This window comes from Lentzea sp. NPDC059081 (assembly GCF_042738015.1).
GTDB lineage: Bacteria > Actinomycetota > Actinomycetes > Mycobacteriales > Pseudonocardiaceae > Lentzea.
This window is the reverse complement of record NZ_JBHYGW010000021.1, coordinates 29,957-45,398: the sequence shown is the minus strand read 5'-3', so window position 1 is coordinate 45,398 and position 15,442 is coordinate 29,957. Positions and strand designations below refer to the sequence as shown.

The following is a 15,442-nucleotide window of genomic DNA, read 5'->3' as shown; positions in this document are numbered from 1 at the left end:
TCGCACGCCCGGAGTTCCACCCGGAACTCCACTCTGAGTAGCACTCCCGCACCCTTCGACGCGACCGCCCCGCGCGTGCGGCGGACGCCCGATAAGATCAGCGGGGTTTCACGGGGAGAGGGGCGAGGACCATCATGAGCCAGCCGGCGACACCGCTGAGCGAGCAGGACCAGCAGCTGCTGGTGCGGCAGATCGGCCGTGCCATGCTGCCGGCCGTACCGCAGGGCTGGCAGCGCATCCGGGCCGAGTACCGCGCGGCGGGCAGGCACATCGAGGTCGACCTGGCGTTCGCCGGGCCCGACGGCCAGTTCCGGCCGGTGCGGCCTCCGATGGAGGTCGTGCAGATGTTCGGGCAGCTGCGCGGCGGCATGTACCACCCTGACCGAGGCACGTGGCTGAACGCGCTGTACGAGATCGAGGCGCCGGCCGCGTTCACGGTCGACTTCAACGCGGAGGACGAGCCGCGCTGGCGCAACGCGCCGCCGCCCATCGGGTTCCGCGACGAGCTGCAGACGTTCCCGCGGCCGGACCGGCTGATCCCGGACTGGTGGCGCCAGCGCGTCGGCCTGCCGCCGCTGCCGGCGCCGGAGCCGGAACCCCAGCAGGAGTACCAGGTTCCGCCGCAGCAGCCGGGTCAGGCGGCTCCGGCCGCGCCGGGCGAGCTGCGCACGGCCCGCGTGTACGACGGCAAGAACGACGACGGGCGGATCGTCGTCAACCGGCAGCCGGTCGACCCGCAGATGGTCGAGAACCTGCTCGCCTACCTCGAGTCGGCGCCGGTCGTGCTCGCCGCGCGCAGCTACGACCTCGACGAGTTCTCGCAGAGCGGTGAGCAGGACGTGCCGCTGAACTTCCGCACGGACGGCACCTGGATCTGGGCGGGCGCCGTGCCGCACTATCTGCGCAAGTACGGCCTGCCGCCGGAGCCCGAGCTGGTGGCGCACGCGGTGGCGCGCGGTTTCCAGGTCGCGGAGGTCCCGGAGCAGACGCAGGACCGCGCGGTTGCGCTGATCACCGGGCAGGGTTAGTCCAGGGTCTTGAGGTACGCCTCTCCTCGCGGGGAGAGGCGGTACCCCACCCGCAGCGACTCCGTCAGCCCCTTCGCTTTGAGCTTGCGGACGTCCGCCTTGAACGGCAGCTTCTCGCGCCCGACGGACTCGGCGAGGTCGGCCGCGCGCACCCCGGGGTTCGCCGCGATCAGCCGCAGCAGCGCGATCGCCGGCTCCGGCAGCTCCAGTCCGTCCACATAGGACGACGAACGCAGCTCGGCGCGCGGGTCCTCACCGATGAAACGCAGGCGGATGCGGTAGATCCGGCCCTCGCGTCCCTCCATGAAGGACATCAGGGCCTTCGCCGTCGGATAGCCGGCCGCGATCGCCTCCGCGCGGCTCACCCGCGACACGACCTCCACCTCGTCGATCGCCAGGACGCCCTGCGACGTCCGCAACGTCCCGCCGGCACGCACCGTCGGTCTCTTCCACCGCCGGAACTGCAGCGTGACCTCGCCGGACCGGATCCGGTCCCAGTCAGCCAGTCGGATCAGCACCGGAAGAGGGTCTCAGGTTGCCGCGCCGACGAACAGCCGAGACCATCCTGGCCATGCAACGGTGGTGGCTCTTCACGGTGCGCGGAGTGTTCGCTGTCCTGTTCGGTGTGGCCGCCCTCGTCTGGCCGGGCCTCACCCTCATCGCCCTGATCATCCTGTGGGGCGCCTACGTGTTCTTCGACGGCGCGATGATGCTGTACCTGACCTTCGCCCACCAGGAGTGGCCCGCGCGCTGGGCGCTCGGGCTCGTCGGCGTGCTGGGCCTGGTCACGGGCTTGGTCGCATTGTTCTGGCCGGGCATCACGGCGAGCGCGCTGCTGCTCCTGATAGCGGTCTGGGCACTGGTCGCCGGCGTGCTGCAGATCGTCGACGCCATCCGCCTGCGCAAGGTGATGCGCAACGAGTGGTTCTACGTCGTGACGGGCGTGCTGACCGTGCTGCTCGGCGTGATCCTCGTGCTGAACCCGGCCGCGGGCGCGCTGGCGTTCGTGATCACCATCGGCGCGTTCGCGATCCTGTGGGGTGTGGTGCTCGTGCTGTTCAGCCTGCGGTTGAAGCGGCTCGACGGCGGTCTCGCACGGCCAGCACACCGAGTGTGACCAGCACGGCGATCCCGACGAACACGTAGAGGTTGCCGACCACCTGCTGCCACCAGGCCCAGTCGCGTTCGACGTCGTTGTCGCGCGGGAACAGCCAGTGCGGCCCCACCGCGAACACCGCCACGATCGCCCACGGCGCCCAGTGACGGCGCAGCGCGGGCCGTGCGAGCAACACGAGCGCGGGCGCGATCCACACCCAGTGGTGCCCCCACGACACGGGTGAGATCAGCAGGCCACCGATCGCCACGACGAAGAACGCCTCCACGTCCCCGAGACGCGACGCCAGCCACCACACCGCTGCCACGACGAGAAGCGACACCACGAGCCACACGGCGACCTGAGCGCCGTTCTCCAGCCCGAAGCGCGCCAACGTGCCGCGCACCGCCTGGTTCGACGCGTACGTCAGGCGTCCGACACGGCCCGGATCGAGCAGCGCGTGCGTCCAGTACTCCTTCGCGTCACCGAACGAGACGAGGAACCCCACCAGTCCGAAGAAGAAGAACGAGCCGATGGACACGAACACGGGCTTCCACTGCCGTCGCGCCACGAAGTACAACGCGAAGAACGCGGGCGTCAGCTTGATAGCCGCCGCAAGCCCGATGAGCGCGCCTCGCGGCCACCACCGCGTGCGTTCGAGCAGGCAGTCGGCCATCACGAGCAGGCCGAGCAGCAGGTTGATCTGCCCGAACCACAGCGTCTCGCGCAGCGGATCGAAGATCGACGACACCGCCGCGGCGCCCAGCCCCCACTTGACGGCGTCCGGCCCCCACCCGACCACGCGCTGTGCCGCGATCAGGCAGAGCCCGGTGAGCATGACGAGGTTCGCCGCCGCCACCGCGAAGATCGCGACACCCAGCGGCACGATCGCGAGCAGCGAGAACAGCACCGCGGCGATCGGCGGGTAGGTGAAGGGCAGGTCGGGCCCGCCGAGCGGTTTGGCGAAGCCCTCGACGTAGAGGGGCAGGTCCTGGAGGAACGCCGCGCCGCCGTTGCGGTAGACGCGCAGGTCCAGCGACCACCCCGGCGGGCGGATCGTGACGTAGGCGAGTGTGGCGACCATGACGGCGCCCCACGCCACCACGACCCGCTTGGCGGAGCGGTCCAGCTGCATCGGGAAATGGTATCGGTGTGCCGGTTGAGGCCCACGTCACCGTTGCGGACCGGTGAATCTCACGTAGCGTCGCCGGGTGACCGCGCAAAGTGGAACTTACGGCCTTAGACCGTTCGTAGGGCGCACAAAAGCGCACGCACGGGATATTCTGTGCGCATGAGTCCCGCACTGGAGACGGTGCTGGCCAAGGCCGGCCTGCAGGTGAGTCCCGACGAGTTCCTGGCCCTCGTGTCCGACGCGGCACGAAGGCTGGCTCCACCGCACCCGGAACCGGCCACGTACTTCACGCCGGACCAGCAGACGGCGCTGAAGGACGTCGGCCTGGACCTCTCCCCCGCGGGACCGGCCGACTCGAAGCCCCGCACCCGCACGGTCGTGGCCCACGCCGTCCTGCGCGACTCCGCCCTGACCGTGAACGAGGCCGCCCGCCAGCTCCAGGTCGACACCAGCCGCATCCGCCACCGCCTGGGCGTGGGCAGGCTCGTCGGCTGGAAGGACAGGGGCAGCTGGCGCCTGCCCGCGTGGCAGTTCGCGGGCACCGGCGTGCTCCCCGGCCTCGAGACCGTGCTGGCCACCATCCCGGCCGACCAGCCCGCCCTGGTCGTGGCCGCGTTCATGACGAAGCTCCAGGAGGACCTGCTGGTCGACGGCAAGCCCGCCACCCCCCGCGAGTGGCTCCTCGCAGGAGGAGACCCGCGCCGCGTGGCCGACCTGGCCTCCGTGCTCGGCACACCCGCCTGAGCGTTCCCGAACACCCGACAGGACCCGAATGTCACGGCTTCCACAGCCGCCTGCCCCTGCCGTGCTCCAAGCACAGCTGCGCCGAACAGAAGACGTGGTGGCAGTGCACCGGGCAACCCGCCTGGTACGCGTCTTCACGGCCAAGGGCTCCCACCCCCAGCGCTGGAACACGTTCCGCTACACGGGCCCCCTCCCCCACGCCCGCTTCGACGCCCAACAACCGGCCGACGACGGCTCACCGGCCCAGGACCACGAGAACGGCGTCCTGTACTTCGGCCTCTCCGTCCGCACGTCGATCGCCGAGGTCTTCCAGGCGACGTCGATCGTGGACCGCCGCACCCGCTCGCCTTTTCTGGTGGTCCTGCGCCCGCGCCGCACTCTGCGCCTGCTGGATCTCGGCGGGTTGTGGCCCACACGTGTCGGCGCGTCGCAGGAGATCTCGACCGGGCCGAAGCTCGTGACGCAGGCTTGGTCTCGGGCGATTCGGGCGGCTTATCCGGAGTTGGACGGGCTTTGGTACCGGTCTTCGATGGACTCGGGTGACCCTGCGATCTGTTTGTGGGACCCGCCTGGGGCTTCGGGGTTGCCGGCGGCTCCGGACGTGTTGCTGCCGTTGGACCATCCGGGGCTGGATCTGCCCTTGGCGCGCGTGTGCGAGGAGCTCAACTACACGCTGTTGGGCTGACGCCGCCGCGTCAGCCCCCTGCGTCCCCCGGTCAGGCCTTCAGGTAGCGGCCCCACCACTCCAGCACCGCGTCGAACCGCTGCCTGCGATGCCGCGGCTGCCCGGTCCGCGTCAGCTCGTGCCCCTCACCCGGGAACAGCAGCATCTCCGTCTCCACACCCCGCCGCTTCAAAGCGACGAACATGCGCTGCGCCTGTTCCAGCGGACAGCGCCAGTCGTGCTCGGAGTGCACGACGGCGAACGGCAGGTTGATCTTCTCGGCGTAGGTCAGCGGGGACATCGTCCGCTGCGCCTCGGGGTCGGTGCCGCAGTAGGCGTCGGCGAAGAAGTAGCCGATGTCGGACGAGCCGGAGAACGAGTCCCAGGCGTTGACGGCGCGCTCGGACCAGGCCGCGCGGAAGCGTTCGCCGTGGTGGGCCGAGAGCCAGGACGTCATGAAGCCGCCGTACGAGCCGCCCATCACGCCGACCCGGTCGGCGTCGGTGTCCTCGCGGGCCAGTGCCACGTCCAGCAGCGACAGCACGTCGTCCACGTCGACGGTGCCGAACTTGCCGATCACCGCCTGGCCGTGCGCCTGGCCGTAGCCCGCCGAGCCGCGCGGGTTCGGGAGCACCACGGCGTAGCCGGCGGTGGCGTAGACCTGGGCCTCGTCGAAGAAGCCCCAGCCGTGGTACATGAACGGGCCGCCGTGCACCGCCAGCACGACGGGGTGCGGGCCCTCGCCTTCCGGCAGCACCAGCCAGCCGTGCACCGGGTAGCCGTCCGGGGCCTCACCGGTCAGCTCGACCACGCGCCGTGCCTCGACCGACGAGAACGACGTGCGCACACCGGTTCCGACGAGCTCGACCTGGCCCGGGCTGTCCGGAGTGGACACGACGGCGACCACAGTGGACCCGTCGGTGGCGAACGAGCGCACTGCGGCCGAGGCGCCCGCGAGCACCTCGCCGGGGCCGCCGTCGAACGGGATCCGGCGCAGCTCCAGCGCGCCGCGGTTGCGCACGACCAGCAGCACGCCGGAGTCGTCGGCGACGGGTTGGCCGGAAAGTCGTTCCACGTCAACGGTTTCGACGTCGGTGAGGCGGGTCGCGCCGGAGCCGTCCAGCGCCGCCTTCCACAGGCCGAGGTTGCGCGCCACACCGTCGATCCCGGTGAACTCGGTGCCCAGCCAGAACAACGACGAGTCCGCCACGAACGGCATCGCGACCTCGCCCGCGCCGGTCACGAGCACCGACGGCGAGCCACCGGAAGCGGGCACCGTGTACAGGTCCGAGTGCAGCGTCTCGGCGGCGCCGAGGTCGCGCGGCGCGACGAGCACCAGCGTCGAGTCGTCGAGCCAGGCCGGGTCGGAGACGTCGAACGAGCCGTCGGTCACCTCGGTCACGGCGCCGTCCAGGTCCACGACGTGCACGCGCGGGCGGCGGTCGCCGAGGAAGCCGACGTCGTCGACGCGGTAGTCCAGGCGCGTGATGCGGCGGGGCGCCTCGGCCTCGGGGCCGTCGTCGGTCGTGCCGTAGCGGCCCTCCTCGGGCACGCGGGCGACGAACGCGAGCCGCGTCGAGTCCGGCGACCACACCGGCGCACCGGCGCCCAGCGGCAGATCGGTCAGCTTGCGGGGCTCGCCGCCGTCCACCGGGACGACGTGGAGCTGCGGCTTCGACTTTCCGGAGACGCGCAAGAACGCGACCAGACGGCCGTCCGGAGAAATGCGCTGTGCATTGTCACGATCACCGTGTGTCCACGGCGTTGTCGTGCCGTCCGGGAACACCCGGTGCAGACCGCCCCGGTAGGTGTTCTTGTCGAGGTCGGGCGTGGTGATGCTGACCAGCACCAAGTCCCCGGACACGGCGACGGAGCCGGGTGTGGTGAGCAGCTGCAGGTCTTCAGGGCGCACGGCCAGGACGTTAACAGAACTTGTTAGCAAGGCTCAGCGTCGTTTGTTGACCGATCACAAAAATTGACTCGCCGCATAGATTTCCGCGTATGACGCGCATCGTGTTCTCTGGGGGCAGGGTCTTCACCGGCTCGACGACGGAGCCCGGCGACGTGGTGGTCGAGGGCGACCGCATCGTCGACGTGGGCACCGGACTCGACGGCGACACGGCGGTCGACGCGACCGGCCACACGATCCTGCCGGGGCTGTTCGACTGCCACGTGCACTTCATGTTCAGCGGCGCCGACCTGGTGCGATCGCTGACCACGCCGTTCTCGCTGCCGTTCTACGAGGCCATCGGGAACATGCGGGCGACCCTGCAGTGCGGCATCACCACGGTCCGCGACGCGCTCGGCGCCGACCTCGGTGTCGCCGAGGCGGTGCGCCGCGGCCTGGTCCAGGGCCCGCGCATGCAGATCGCGGTCAACATGGTCTCGCAGACCGGCGGCCACAACGACGACTGGATGCAGTGCGGCGCGCACATCTCGCCCCCGCTGCACCCCGGCCTGCCCAACACCGTCGCCGACGGCCCGGAGGAGCTGCGCAAGGTCATCCGCACGCTCGTCCGCCACGGCGCCGACATCATCAAGATCGCGTCGAGCGGCGGCGTGATGTCGCCGCGCAGCAACCCCCGGCACGCGCACTTCCGCGACGAGGAGATCGCGATGATCGTGCAGGAGGCCAACGCCGCGGGCATCGCGGTCATGTCGCACGCCATGAGCGGCGACGGCATCCTCACGGCCGTGCGCAACGGCGTGCGGTCCATCGAGCACGGCGTCTTCCTCACCGACGAGGGCGTGGAGGAGATGATCAAGAACGGTACGTGGCTGGTGCCGACGCTGATGGCCCCGCGCATGGTGCTCGACCAGGCCGCGGCGGGCGCGGCGATCTCCGACGTCGTGCTGGAGAAGGCGAAGACCGTTGTCGCGCAGCACTTCCAGTCGTTCCAGAAGGCTCACCAGGCCGGGGTGAAGATCGCGATGGGTACCGACTCGGGCGTCGGCCCGCACGGCGACAACCTCACCGAGCTCACGCTGATGGCCGAGTACGGCATGTCCCCCGCCGAGGCGATCTACGCGACCACGACGTCCGCAGCCAGGCTGATGCGCCTGGAGAACGACCTCGGCGAGCTCGCACCGGGCAAGCTCGCCGATCTCGTGCTCGTGGAGGGGGACGCCGAGCAGCACGTGAAGGCCGGAACGCTCAAGCAGGCCGTCCGCGCCGTCTACCAGAACGGCGTCTCCGTCGGTTAGCCGTGGTGCGCGTCGGCACCGATGTGCTTCACGGCATCCGGGTCGCGCTTCACCTTGAGGAGGCTGGCGATCGTCGTGATCGCCAGCACGCCGACGATCACCGACAGCGAGACCTCGATGCCGATGGTCGGCACGTGGAACGGCTCGCCGCCGTTGAGGAACGGCAGGTTGTTGGTGTGCAGGGCTTCCAGGATCAGCTTGACGCCGATGAAGCCGAGGATCACCGCCAGGCCGATCGAGAGGTAGACCAGCTTCTCCAGCAGGCCGCCGAGCAGGAAGTACAGCTGGCGCAGGCCCATCAGCGCGAACGCGTTGGCCGTGAACACCAGGAACGGCTCCTTGGTGAGGCCGAAGATCGCGGGGATCGAGTCGAGCGCGAAGAGCAGGTCGGTGGAGCCGATCGCGACCATCACGATGAACATCGGGGTCACGTAGCGCTTGCCCTCGAGCTTGATGAACGACTTGGAGCCGTGGAAGTCGTCGGTCACCGGGAAGACCTTGCGCACCACGCGGAGCATCAGGTTCTCCTTGTACTCCTCCTCCTCGTCGTGGTTCTCCCGCGCCAGCTGCCAGCCGGTGTAGATGAGGAACGCGCCGAAGAGGAAGAAGACCCAGCTGAACTGGCTGATGAGCGCCGCGCCGGCCGCGATGAAGATGCCGCGCATGACGAGTGCGATCAGGATGCCGATCAGCAGCACCTTGTGCTGGTGGATCGCGGGCACCTTGAACGTCGTCATGATGATCAGGAAGATGAACAGGTTGTCGACGCTCAGCGAATACTCGGTGATGTACCCGGCGAAGAACTCCGTGGCGTACTGCCCGCCGGAGAAGTACCAGAGACCGAGACCGAAGAGAGCGGCCACCGCGACGTAGAAGACCACCCAGCGCGCGGCTTCACCGATCGTCACCTCATGGGGCTTTCGATCGACGATCACGAGGTCCACAGCGAGCAGAACGAGCAGACCACCGATCGTCGCGATCCACAACCATGCGGGGACGTTCACAACCCAACCTCCGGGATTCTCAGCGCACGCCAAATGAACCCGGAGGTCTCCTCCGCCGCCGAGATGATCTCTCGAACGACCGACGGCACCGGGAGCTCCACGCCGAGCTCCGTACTGACGACACCGCCGCTTAGGGAGTACTCCCCTCCATGCTGCGTGGATGATTGTGCTCCACCTTGCCCGGTTTGCGCCACACGGGGTGATCAGACGCACGCAACCAGGCGCAACGGGAATAAGGGAAGCGCCGCACCAGGCCGGACGCGCCCTACCTGAAGCGCGGCTGAAGATCGACACATGCTGAGACCGCGACCGGATCCCGACAGGCGGTTCTCAGCAAAACTCGCATATCGTCATCGCTGTGTCCCGCCTCTCCCGCCTTCGCGGCAGGTGGACGATCCCCGCATTGATCGTGGTGCTCGCCGTCGTCGCAGGCGGCGTGTACTTCACTCGATCCGGAGACGACCCCGTAGCCGTTTCCTTCAAAGAAGCGAACATCGACGCACCCGAGAGCCCTGACAGCGCTCAGACGGTGACGATCGAGACACGCCTCTACCTCCCCCAGCAGACGCCCGCGCCCGCGATCATGCTCGCGCACGGCTTCGGCGGCAGTCTCCGCAGCGTGCACACGCAGGCCGAGGAGTTCGCCCGCCGCGGCTTCGTCGTGCTGACGTGGTCCGCGCGCGGTTTCGGTCGCAGCACAGGCCAGATCGCGCTGAACTCGCTCGACCGCGAGGTCCGCGACGCGCAGAAGCTCCTCGACTTCCTCGGCACCCGTGACGAGGTGCAGAAGGACGGCGCCGGCGACCCGCGGGTCGGCGTGACCGGCGCGTCGTACGGCGGCGCGCTGTCGTTGCTGCTCGCGGGCGTCGACAAGCGCGTCGACACGCTCGTGCCCGTCATCACCTACAACGACCTCGCGCAGGCGCTGCTGCCGAACTCGGCTCTCGCGACGCCGCGTGCGGACGCCACCCCGTCCGCCACGGCGTTCGGCGAGGACGGCGTCTTCAAGCGGTCGTGGGCCGGCATCTTCTTCTCGGCGGGCATGACGTCGATCGACCTGTCGTCGCCCACCGGCGAGGCGCCCGAGCAGGGCCAGCGGGAGACGAGCCAGAACTCCGTGCAGGCTCCGCAGCAGCAGCCGGGTGGCAACTCGGGTGCCCAGGGCCTGCAGCCGCCCACGCCGTCTCTCGGCGCGTGCGGCCGCTTCACGCCCGAGGTGTGCGCCGCCTACACGGAGGTCGCCACGACGGGCCGCGCGTCGCAGCAGACGCTCGACCTGCTGCGCAAGTCGTCCCCGGTCGCGGTGACCGACCAGATCAAGCAGCCGACGATGCTCGTGCAGGGCGAGGCGGACACGCTGTTCGGCCTCGACCAGTCCGACGCGACCGCGCGCCAGATCGCCGCGGCCGGCGGCCCGGTGAAGATGGTCTGGTACGCGGGCGGCCACGACGGCGGCAACCCCGGCACCGCGCTGCGCGGCGAGATCGCCGACTGGATGGACTTCCACCTGCGCGGCAAGGGAACCGACCCCGGCACCGGCTTCGAGTACACGGTGCAGGGCGCGTTCCGCTCCAGCGGCCAGCCCTCGCTGCGCACCGTCGTCGCACCGGCCTACCCCGGCCTCACCGGGGGGTCGGCCACCGAGCGCAAGACGCTGAAGCTCAGCGGGCGCGAGCAGGTCGCGGTGAACCCGGCCGGCGGCAACCCGGCGGCGATCAGCAACCTGCCCGGCCTCGGTTCCGCGCTGTCGCGCTCGTCCGCGATCTCCTCGCGGCTCTCGCTCGACATGCCCGGCCAGGCCGCGGTGTTCACGTCCGAGGAACTGACCTCGCAGGTGCTGCTGACCGGGTCGTCGACGGTCAAGCTGAAGGTCGCGCGCGGCGACCAGAACACCGGTGAGGCGATCCTGTTCGCGAAGCTCTACGACGTCTCCGCGGACGGCACGCGCACGCTGCCGGGCTCGACCGTCGCCCCGTTCCGCGTGGCGCTGCCGCCGGACGGTTCGGCCGCCGAGGTGACGGTGACGCTGCCGGGTGCGGTGCGCCCGGTCGAGGCGGAGCACAAGCTGGCGCTGGTCGTGTCGACGACGGACCAGGCGTTCGCGAACGCCGAGCAGCCCGCCGCGTACCGGATCTCGCTGGCCTCCGACGAGCTGTCGGTGCCCGTGGTGCCCGGCCGCAACGTGACCGAGGGCTTCCCGACGGGCGCCCTGTGGGGCATCGCGATCTCCCTGCTGGTGCTGATCGGCGCGGGCGTGATCGCGCTGTTCCGCCGCCGCATGGCGCACGACTCGGACCCGGAGCTGGCGGGTGTCCCGCTGGTCATCTCGAACCTGACCAAGTCCTATCCCGGCGGTCTGACCGCGGTGAAGGACCTGTCGTTCCGCGTGGAGCACGGCATGGTGCTGGGGCTCCTCGGCCCCAACGGCGCCGGCAAGACCACGACGCTGCGCATGGTCATGGGCCTGATCCACCCGTCCGAGGGCAACATCCGGGTCTTCGGCCACAAGGTGACGCCGGGCGCGCCCGTGCTGTCGCGCATCGGGTCGTTCGTCGAGGGGTCTGGCTTCCTGCCGCACCTCTCGGGCGCCGCGAACCTCAAGCTCTACTGGGCGGCGACCGGCCGTCCGCTGGAGGAGGCGCACGTCGAGGAGGCGCTGGAGATCGCGGGTCTCGGCAACGCGGTGCACCGCCGGGTGCGCACGTACAGCCAGGGCATGCGGCAGCGGCTCGCGATCGCCCAGGCGATGCTGGGCCTGCCGGACCTGCTGATCCTGGACGAGCCGGCCAACGGTCTCGACCCGCCCCAGATCCACCAGATGCGCGAGGTCCTGCGCCGCTACGCCGCGGCGGGCCGCACGGTGGTCGTGTCGTCGCACCTGCTGGCCGAGGTGGAGCAGACCTGTTCGCACGTGGTCGTGATGCACAAGGGCCGGCTCGTCGCCGCGGGCGAGGTCGGTGACATCGCGGCAGGCGGTGGCGAGGCGACGTTCCGCGTCGACTCCCCGGCGAAGGCGGCCGACGTGCTGCGGGGCCTCGAAGGCGTGCACGACGTGCACGAGGACGAGGACGCCGTGCACGCGTCGATGAACGGCGTCCCGCGCGCCGCCGCACTCACGGCGTTGGTCGCCGCGGGCGTGGCGGTGGACCAGGCGGGTCCGCGCCGCAGGCTGGAAGACGCGTTCCTGGAGCTGGTCGGTGAATGACTTCCTGATGGCAGCGGCGTCCGCCACGGCGGACGCCCCGGACCCCGCCGCACTCGACGCGCTCGAGGACGCGGGCCTGGGCGAGGCGCTGGCCCGAGCCGAGGCAGAGGTCCCCTCTCCGAGCGAGCGCACGTCGCCCGCGCGCGAAGGGGGACCCCTTGAATCAATTATCCCAGCCGGCACCGACAGTTCCGGCGCCGGACAGCCCCCGGCGGCCCCGGTTTCGCCCACGGTGAAAACCGTGCTCACGGCGAACCCGAACCGCACGAAGGCCCCGATCCGGCAGGAGGCGGACCGATGAGCGAGCACGGCGTCCACACCGACCCCGGCGCGATCACCGAGCTCACCGACGCCGCGGCCCACCAGCGCACCGAGGTGGCGCCGGACGGGTCGGCCGTGGGCTATAAGGCGCGCCGCACTCTCCCGATCCGCGTGGAGCTGCAACGGCAGATCCGCCGCCGCAGGACCCAGCTCGTGCTGGGCTTCCTGGTGCTGCTGCCGTTCATCCTCGCGCTGAGCTTCGAGATCGGTCAGTCCGACCCGAACCGCCGCTCCGGCGGGTTCGTGGACCTCGCGACCGCGAGCGGCATCAACTTCGTGGTGCTGACGCTGTTCGTGAGCGGCAGCTTCCTGCTGCCGATGATCGTGGCGCTGTTCTTCGGCGACACGATCGCGTCCGAGGCGTCCTGGTCGAGCCTCAAGTACCTGCTGGCCGCCCCGATCCCGCGGCACCGGCTGTTGCGGCAGAAGGCGATCGCGTCGGGCATCCTCAGCTTCTTCGCCCTCGCCCTGCTCCCCGCGGTAGCGCTCGGCGTGGGCCTGCTCTGGTACGGCGCGGGTGAGGTCGTGAGCCCCACGGGCGAGGCGGCCCCGTTCGGCGACGGCGTGCTCGCGATGGGGCTGGCCGTCTGCTACATCGCCATCAACCTGTTCTGGGTGGCGGGCCTGGCGCTGTTCCTGTCCGTGACCACCGACGCGCCCCTCGGCGCGGTCGGCGGCACGGTGCTCGTGTCGATCCTGTCGCAGATCCTCGACCAGATCGAACCGCTCGGGGACCTGCGCAACTACCTGCCCACGCACTACTCGATGGCGTGGGTCGACCTGCTCTCGACGGACATCGACTGGTCGCAGATGGCCCGCGGGACGTTCTCCGCGCTCGTCTTCGGCGGCGTCTTCACCCTGCTGGCCGCGCGCCAGTTCAAGACGAAGGACATCACGAGCTAGCTACTGCACGCAGAACTCGTTGCCCTCGGGGTCGAGCATCACGACCCAGTGCCCCTTGGAGTCGTGGAACTCCTGGACCCTGGTCGCCCCGAGGCCGACGAGCCGGTCAACCGCCTCCAGCCCGGCGTTCACGTCGAGGTGGAGGCGGTTTTTCGCGGTTTTGCCCTCGGGCACGCGCTGGAAGAAGAACCGCGGCCCCTTGCCCTCGGGGTCGACGATGGCCGAGTAGTCGTTGACCGTCTCGAAGGGAATGCCGTTCTTGACGGCGAAGTCCTCCCACGAGTCGAAGCCGGGAGGCGGCGGCTGCACCACGTACCCGAGCGCCTCCGCCCAGAAGGCGGCCAGCTTGCCGGGGTCCGCCGCGTCCATCGTGACCTGGATTCCGATAGCCATGGCGCAACCGTAGAGACCAATGCGGACACCCACTGTCCGGAGTAGCGTCCCGCCCCATGCAACGTCCTGTGCACTTCGAGATCCACGCCGCAGATCCCGAGCGAGCGCGGAACTTCTACACGTCGGTCTTCGGCTGGAAGATCGAACAGTGGGGCGACATCCCCTACTGGACGATCGTGACGGGCGACGACGACCAGGCGGGCGTGAACGGCGGCCTGCTCCCGCGCCAGGGCCCCGACCCGGCCCCCGACGCACCCGTGAACGGCTTCGTGATGACGATCAGCGTGGTCGACATCGACGTCGCCATAGCGGCCATCGAGGTCAACGGCGGCACCGTGGCCCTGCCCAAGGACAAGATGCCCGGCGTCGGCCTCCTCGCCTACTACAGGGACACCGAGGGCAACATCTTCGGCATCCTGCAGCCGGACGAGCGCTAGGCGGGCCGCTTGCGCTTGGGCAGCCGTGCGACGACGGCCTCGTAGGACCCGTCGACCAGCTCCAGGAGGTCGTCGTCCGGCACGGATCCCTTGAGGGCGACCGTGTTCCACCCGTACCGCCCGATGTACCCGCTGACCGAGACGTCATCGGGAAAGCGTTCTCGCCACGGCGCGGCGGCCTCGGCGTCGGCGCCGCACTTGACCCCGACGGTGTGTGCGTCGAGCCCGATGAAGGCGAACGCCTTGCCACCCACCTTGCACACCAGCTCGGCGTCGCCCCACGGGTACGTCTCCTCCGCCCCGGGCTTGCCGGCGCAGTAGGCGATCAACTCGTCCAGTGTCACAACAGGATTATCGCCCGCCGAAGACCGCGACGAAACGCGTGAGCAACCCGGCGAACATCGTGCGCTCCTCCTCGGTCCAGTCCGCCATGGCGGTCGCGCAGGCGGCCTGCCGGGCCCGGTGCAGCTCAGCCGACGTGGCCCGCCCCCGAGGGGTCCGGACGAGCAACACCCGCCTCCCGTCCGCCTTGTCGGCGACCCGCGACACCAGCCCGGCGTCCACGGCACTGGTGACGAGCTTGCTGGCACGGGGCTGGTCGACGTGCAGGGCCGAAGCCACACTGGACACAGTCGCCTGGACCCCGGCGCGCTCGGCGGCCTCGACAACGTCCAACACGTCAAAAGCCGGTACGGCAAGCTCAGCGAGCGCTCGACGTGACTGACTGCGCCGCACAGCGATCAGCGCCTGCTCCACCGCGGCGAGGTGGGAGTCCACATCCACCGTGCGATCATGGCCAACTTGCGCCGTGACGAAAGGTGTCAGCCGACATCTCACCCCAGAGGGGGATTTACGAGCGGCAAAACATGGGCTTAGGCACAAAATTGCTACTCACCGCACATGCGGAACTCACCGTGAGCGACAGACAAAACGAGACATGACACAAAGGACACACGGAGAGCAACACCGCTGGGGGTGAGTTCGAGGACGAAAGGGCGGGAGCGAGGGCCTCGGCGAGGGTGCGGTGAGGGTGCTCCGGGGGTGAGAGCGACAGGCTCGGACGTGGTTTCGGGGACCTGGGGCGGGCCGTGCTGCCGGGCCGTGCTGCCGGGCCGTGCTGCCGGGCCGTGCTGCCGGGCCGTGCTGCCTGCCGCGGCGCACGGTCGAGCCGGGCACGGTCGAGCCGGGCACGGTCGAGCCGGGCACGGTCGAGCCGGGCACGGTCGAGCCGGGCACGGTCGAGCCGGGCACGGTCGAGCCGGGCACGGTCGAGCCGGGCACGGTCGAGCCGGGCACGGTCGAGCCGGGCACGGT

Annotated in this window: 17 protein-coding genes; 9 read left to right on the top strand and 8 right to left on the bottom strand. The window is 70.0% G+C overall.

Features of this window, described 5'->3' with window-relative positions; translation table 11 throughout:
• Window positions 1–134 precede the first annotated feature (134 nt).
• A complete protein-coding gene (locus tag ACFWV3_RS33845) occupies window positions 135–1,028 on the top strand; it encodes a hypothetical protein (protein WP_382417388.1) in 894 nt (297 codons plus the stop codon).
• On the opposite strand, the gene ACFWV3_RS33840 is transcribed toward ACFWV3_RS33845, so the two are convergent.
• Window positions 1,025–1,546 (bottom strand): hypothetical protein, encoded by a 522-nt coding sequence (locus ACFWV3_RS33840; protein ID WP_382417386.1) that lies wholly within the window; start codon window positions 1,544–1,546, stop codon window positions 1,025–1,027. The genes ACFWV3_RS33845 and ACFWV3_RS33840 overlap by 4 nt on opposite strands.
• Before the next feature lie 53 nt (window positions 1,547–1,599).
• Between ACFWV3_RS33840 and ACFWV3_RS33835 the strand changes: the two genes are divergently transcribed.
• The gene (locus tag ACFWV3_RS33835) at window positions 1,600–2,145 is read left to right on the top strand and encodes an HdeD family acid-resistance protein (protein ID WP_382417385.1); all 546 of its coding nucleotides are present in this window, start codon (window positions 1,600–1,602) and stop codon (window positions 2,143–2,145) included.
• Here ACFWV3_RS33835 and ACFWV3_RS33830 read toward each other — a convergent pair.
• A complete protein-coding gene (locus ACFWV3_RS33830) occupies window positions 2,087–3,256 on the bottom strand; it encodes a glycosyltransferase 87 family protein (protein WP_382417383.1) in 1,170 nt (389 codons plus the stop codon). The genes ACFWV3_RS33835 and ACFWV3_RS33830 overlap by 59 nt on opposite strands.
• Before the next feature lie 156 nt (window positions 3,257–3,412).
• Between ACFWV3_RS33830 and ACFWV3_RS33825 the strand changes: the two genes are divergently transcribed.
• On the top strand, window positions 3,413–3,997 hold the full coding sequence (locus tag ACFWV3_RS33825; RefSeq protein WP_382417381.1) for a DNA-binding protein: 585 nt from the start codon (window positions 3,413–3,415) through the stop codon (window positions 3,995–3,997).
• A gap of 28 nt (window positions 3,998–4,025) precedes the next feature.
• Window positions 4,026–4,682 carry an RES family NAD+ phosphorylase gene (locus tag ACFWV3_RS33820; protein WP_382417379.1) on the top strand — a complete coding sequence of 219 codons (657 nt, stop codon included), beginning with the start codon at window positions 4,026–4,028 and terminating at the stop codon, window positions 4,680–4,682.
• Window positions 4,683–4,713: 31 nt separating this feature from the next.
• Here ACFWV3_RS33820 and ACFWV3_RS33815 read toward each other — a convergent pair whose 3' ends face one another.
• Window positions 4,714–6,573, bottom strand: coding sequence for a S9 family peptidase (locus tag ACFWV3_RS33815; RefSeq protein ID WP_382417377.1), 1,860 nt, complete (start codon window positions 6,571–6,573; stop codon window positions 4,714–4,716).
• An 89-nt stretch (window positions 6,574–6,662) separates the two neighbouring features.
• On the opposite strand from ACFWV3_RS33815, the gene ACFWV3_RS33810 reads away from it, so the two are divergent.
• Window positions 6,663–7,865: an amidohydrolase family protein gene (locus ACFWV3_RS33810; RefSeq protein WP_382417375.1), complete on the top strand. Its 1,203-nt coding sequence runs from the start codon at window positions 6,663–6,665 to the stop codon at window positions 7,863–7,865.
• On the opposite strand, the gene ACFWV3_RS33805 is transcribed toward ACFWV3_RS33810, so the two are convergent.
• Window positions 7,862–8,869, bottom strand: a complete 1,008-nt coding sequence (locus ACFWV3_RS33805; RefSeq protein ID WP_382417373.1) for a TerC family protein — start codon at window positions 8,867–8,869, stop codon at window positions 7,862–7,864. The genes ACFWV3_RS33810 and ACFWV3_RS33805 overlap by 4 nt on opposite strands.
• 358 nt (window positions 8,870–9,227) lie before the next feature.
• Between ACFWV3_RS33805 and ACFWV3_RS33800 the strand changes: the two genes are divergently transcribed.
• Genes ACFWV3_RS33800 through ACFWV3_RS33790 form a run of 3 tightly spaced genes read left to right on the top strand, consistent with a single transcriptional unit; the run spans window position 9,228 to window position 13,298 of the window.
• Window positions 9,228–12,074 (top strand): alpha/beta fold hydrolase, encoded by a 2,847-nt coding sequence (locus ACFWV3_RS33800; RefSeq protein ID WP_382417371.1) that lies wholly within the window; start codon window positions 9,228–9,230, stop codon window positions 12,072–12,074.
• Window positions 12,067–12,375: a hypothetical protein gene (locus ACFWV3_RS33795; protein WP_382417370.1), complete on the top strand. Its 309-nt coding sequence runs from the start codon at window positions 12,067–12,069 to the stop codon at window positions 12,373–12,375. The genes ACFWV3_RS33800 and ACFWV3_RS33795 overlap by 8 nt, the downstream gene beginning before the upstream one ends.
• Complete coding sequence (locus ACFWV3_RS33790; protein ID WP_382417368.1) at window positions 12,372–13,298, top strand: ABC transporter permease; 927 nt, start codon at window positions 12,372–12,374, stop codon at window positions 13,296–13,298. The genes ACFWV3_RS33795 and ACFWV3_RS33790 overlap by 4 nt, the downstream gene beginning before the upstream one ends.
• Here ACFWV3_RS33790 and ACFWV3_RS33785 read toward each other — a convergent pair whose 3' ends face one another.
• The gene (locus ACFWV3_RS33785; protein ID WP_382417366.1) at window positions 13,299–13,691 is read right to left on the bottom strand and encodes a VOC family protein; all 393 of its coding nucleotides are present in this window, start codon (window positions 13,689–13,691) and stop codon (window positions 13,299–13,301) included. It lies immediately after the preceding gene.
• Between the two features lie 56 nt (window positions 13,692–13,747).
• Between ACFWV3_RS33785 and ACFWV3_RS33780 the strand changes: the two genes are divergently transcribed.
• Complete coding sequence (locus tag ACFWV3_RS33780; protein ID WP_382417365.1) at window positions 13,748–14,128, top strand: VOC family protein; 381 nt, start codon at window positions 13,748–13,750, stop codon at window positions 14,126–14,128.
• Here the strand turns inward: ACFWV3_RS33780 and ACFWV3_RS33775 are convergent.
• The 3 genes from ACFWV3_RS33775 to ACFWV3_RS33765 form a co-directional block, all read right to left on the bottom strand.
• Window positions 14,125–14,472: an MmcQ/YjbR family DNA-binding protein gene (locus ACFWV3_RS33775; protein WP_382417363.1), complete on the bottom strand. Its 348-nt coding sequence runs from the start codon at window positions 14,470–14,472 to the stop codon at window positions 14,125–14,127. The genes ACFWV3_RS33780 and ACFWV3_RS33775 overlap by 4 nt on opposite strands.
• A gap of 7 nt (window positions 14,473–14,479) precedes the next feature.
• Window positions 14,480–14,863, bottom strand: coding sequence for a MarR family winged helix-turn-helix transcriptional regulator (locus tag ACFWV3_RS33770; protein ID WP_382417553.1), 384 nt, complete (start codon window positions 14,861–14,863; stop codon window positions 14,480–14,482).
• 115 nt (window positions 14,864–14,978) lie between these two features.
• Window positions 14,979–15,442 (bottom strand): pentapeptide repeat-containing protein (locus tag ACFWV3_RS33765; protein WP_382417361.1); only part of this gene is annotated, 464 nt, incomplete at its 5' end.

Bases quoted from the DNA above. Each gene is read 5' to 3' on its own strand.
- ACFWV3_RS33845 (WP_382417388.1), top strand. From the start codon at position 135: ATGAGCCAGCCGGCGACACCGCTGAGCGAGCAGGACCAGCAGCTGCTG.
- ACFWV3_RS33835 (WP_382417385.1), top strand. From the start codon at position 1,600: ATGCAACGGTGGTGGCTCTTCACGGTGCGCGGAGTGTTCGCTGTCCTG.
- ACFWV3_RS33830 (WP_382417383.1), bottom strand. From the start codon at position 3,256: ATGCAGCTGGACCGCTCCGCCAAGCGGGTCGTGGTGGCGTGGGGCGCC.
- ACFWV3_RS33825 (WP_382417381.1), top strand. From the start codon at position 3,413: ATGAGTCCCGCACTGGAGACGGTGCTGGCCAAGGCCGGCCTGCAGGTG.
- ACFWV3_RS33820 (WP_382417379.1), top strand. From the start codon at position 4,026: ATGTCACGGCTTCCACAGCCGCCTGCCCCTGCCGTGCTCCAAGCACAG.
- ACFWV3_RS33810 (WP_382417375.1), top strand. From the start codon at position 6,663: ATGACGCGCATCGTGTTCTCTGGGGGCAGGGTCTTCACCGGCTCGACG.
- ACFWV3_RS33790 (WP_382417368.1), top strand. From the start codon at position 12,372: ATGAGCGAGCACGGCGTCCACACCGACCCCGGCGCGATCACCGAGCTC.
- ACFWV3_RS33785 (WP_382417366.1), bottom strand. From the start codon at position 13,691: ATGGCTATCGGAATCCAGGTCACGATGGACGCGGCGGACCCCGGCAAG.
- ACFWV3_RS33780 (WP_382417365.1), top strand. From the start codon at position 13,748: ATGCAACGTCCTGTGCACTTCGAGATCCACGCCGCAGATCCCGAGCGA.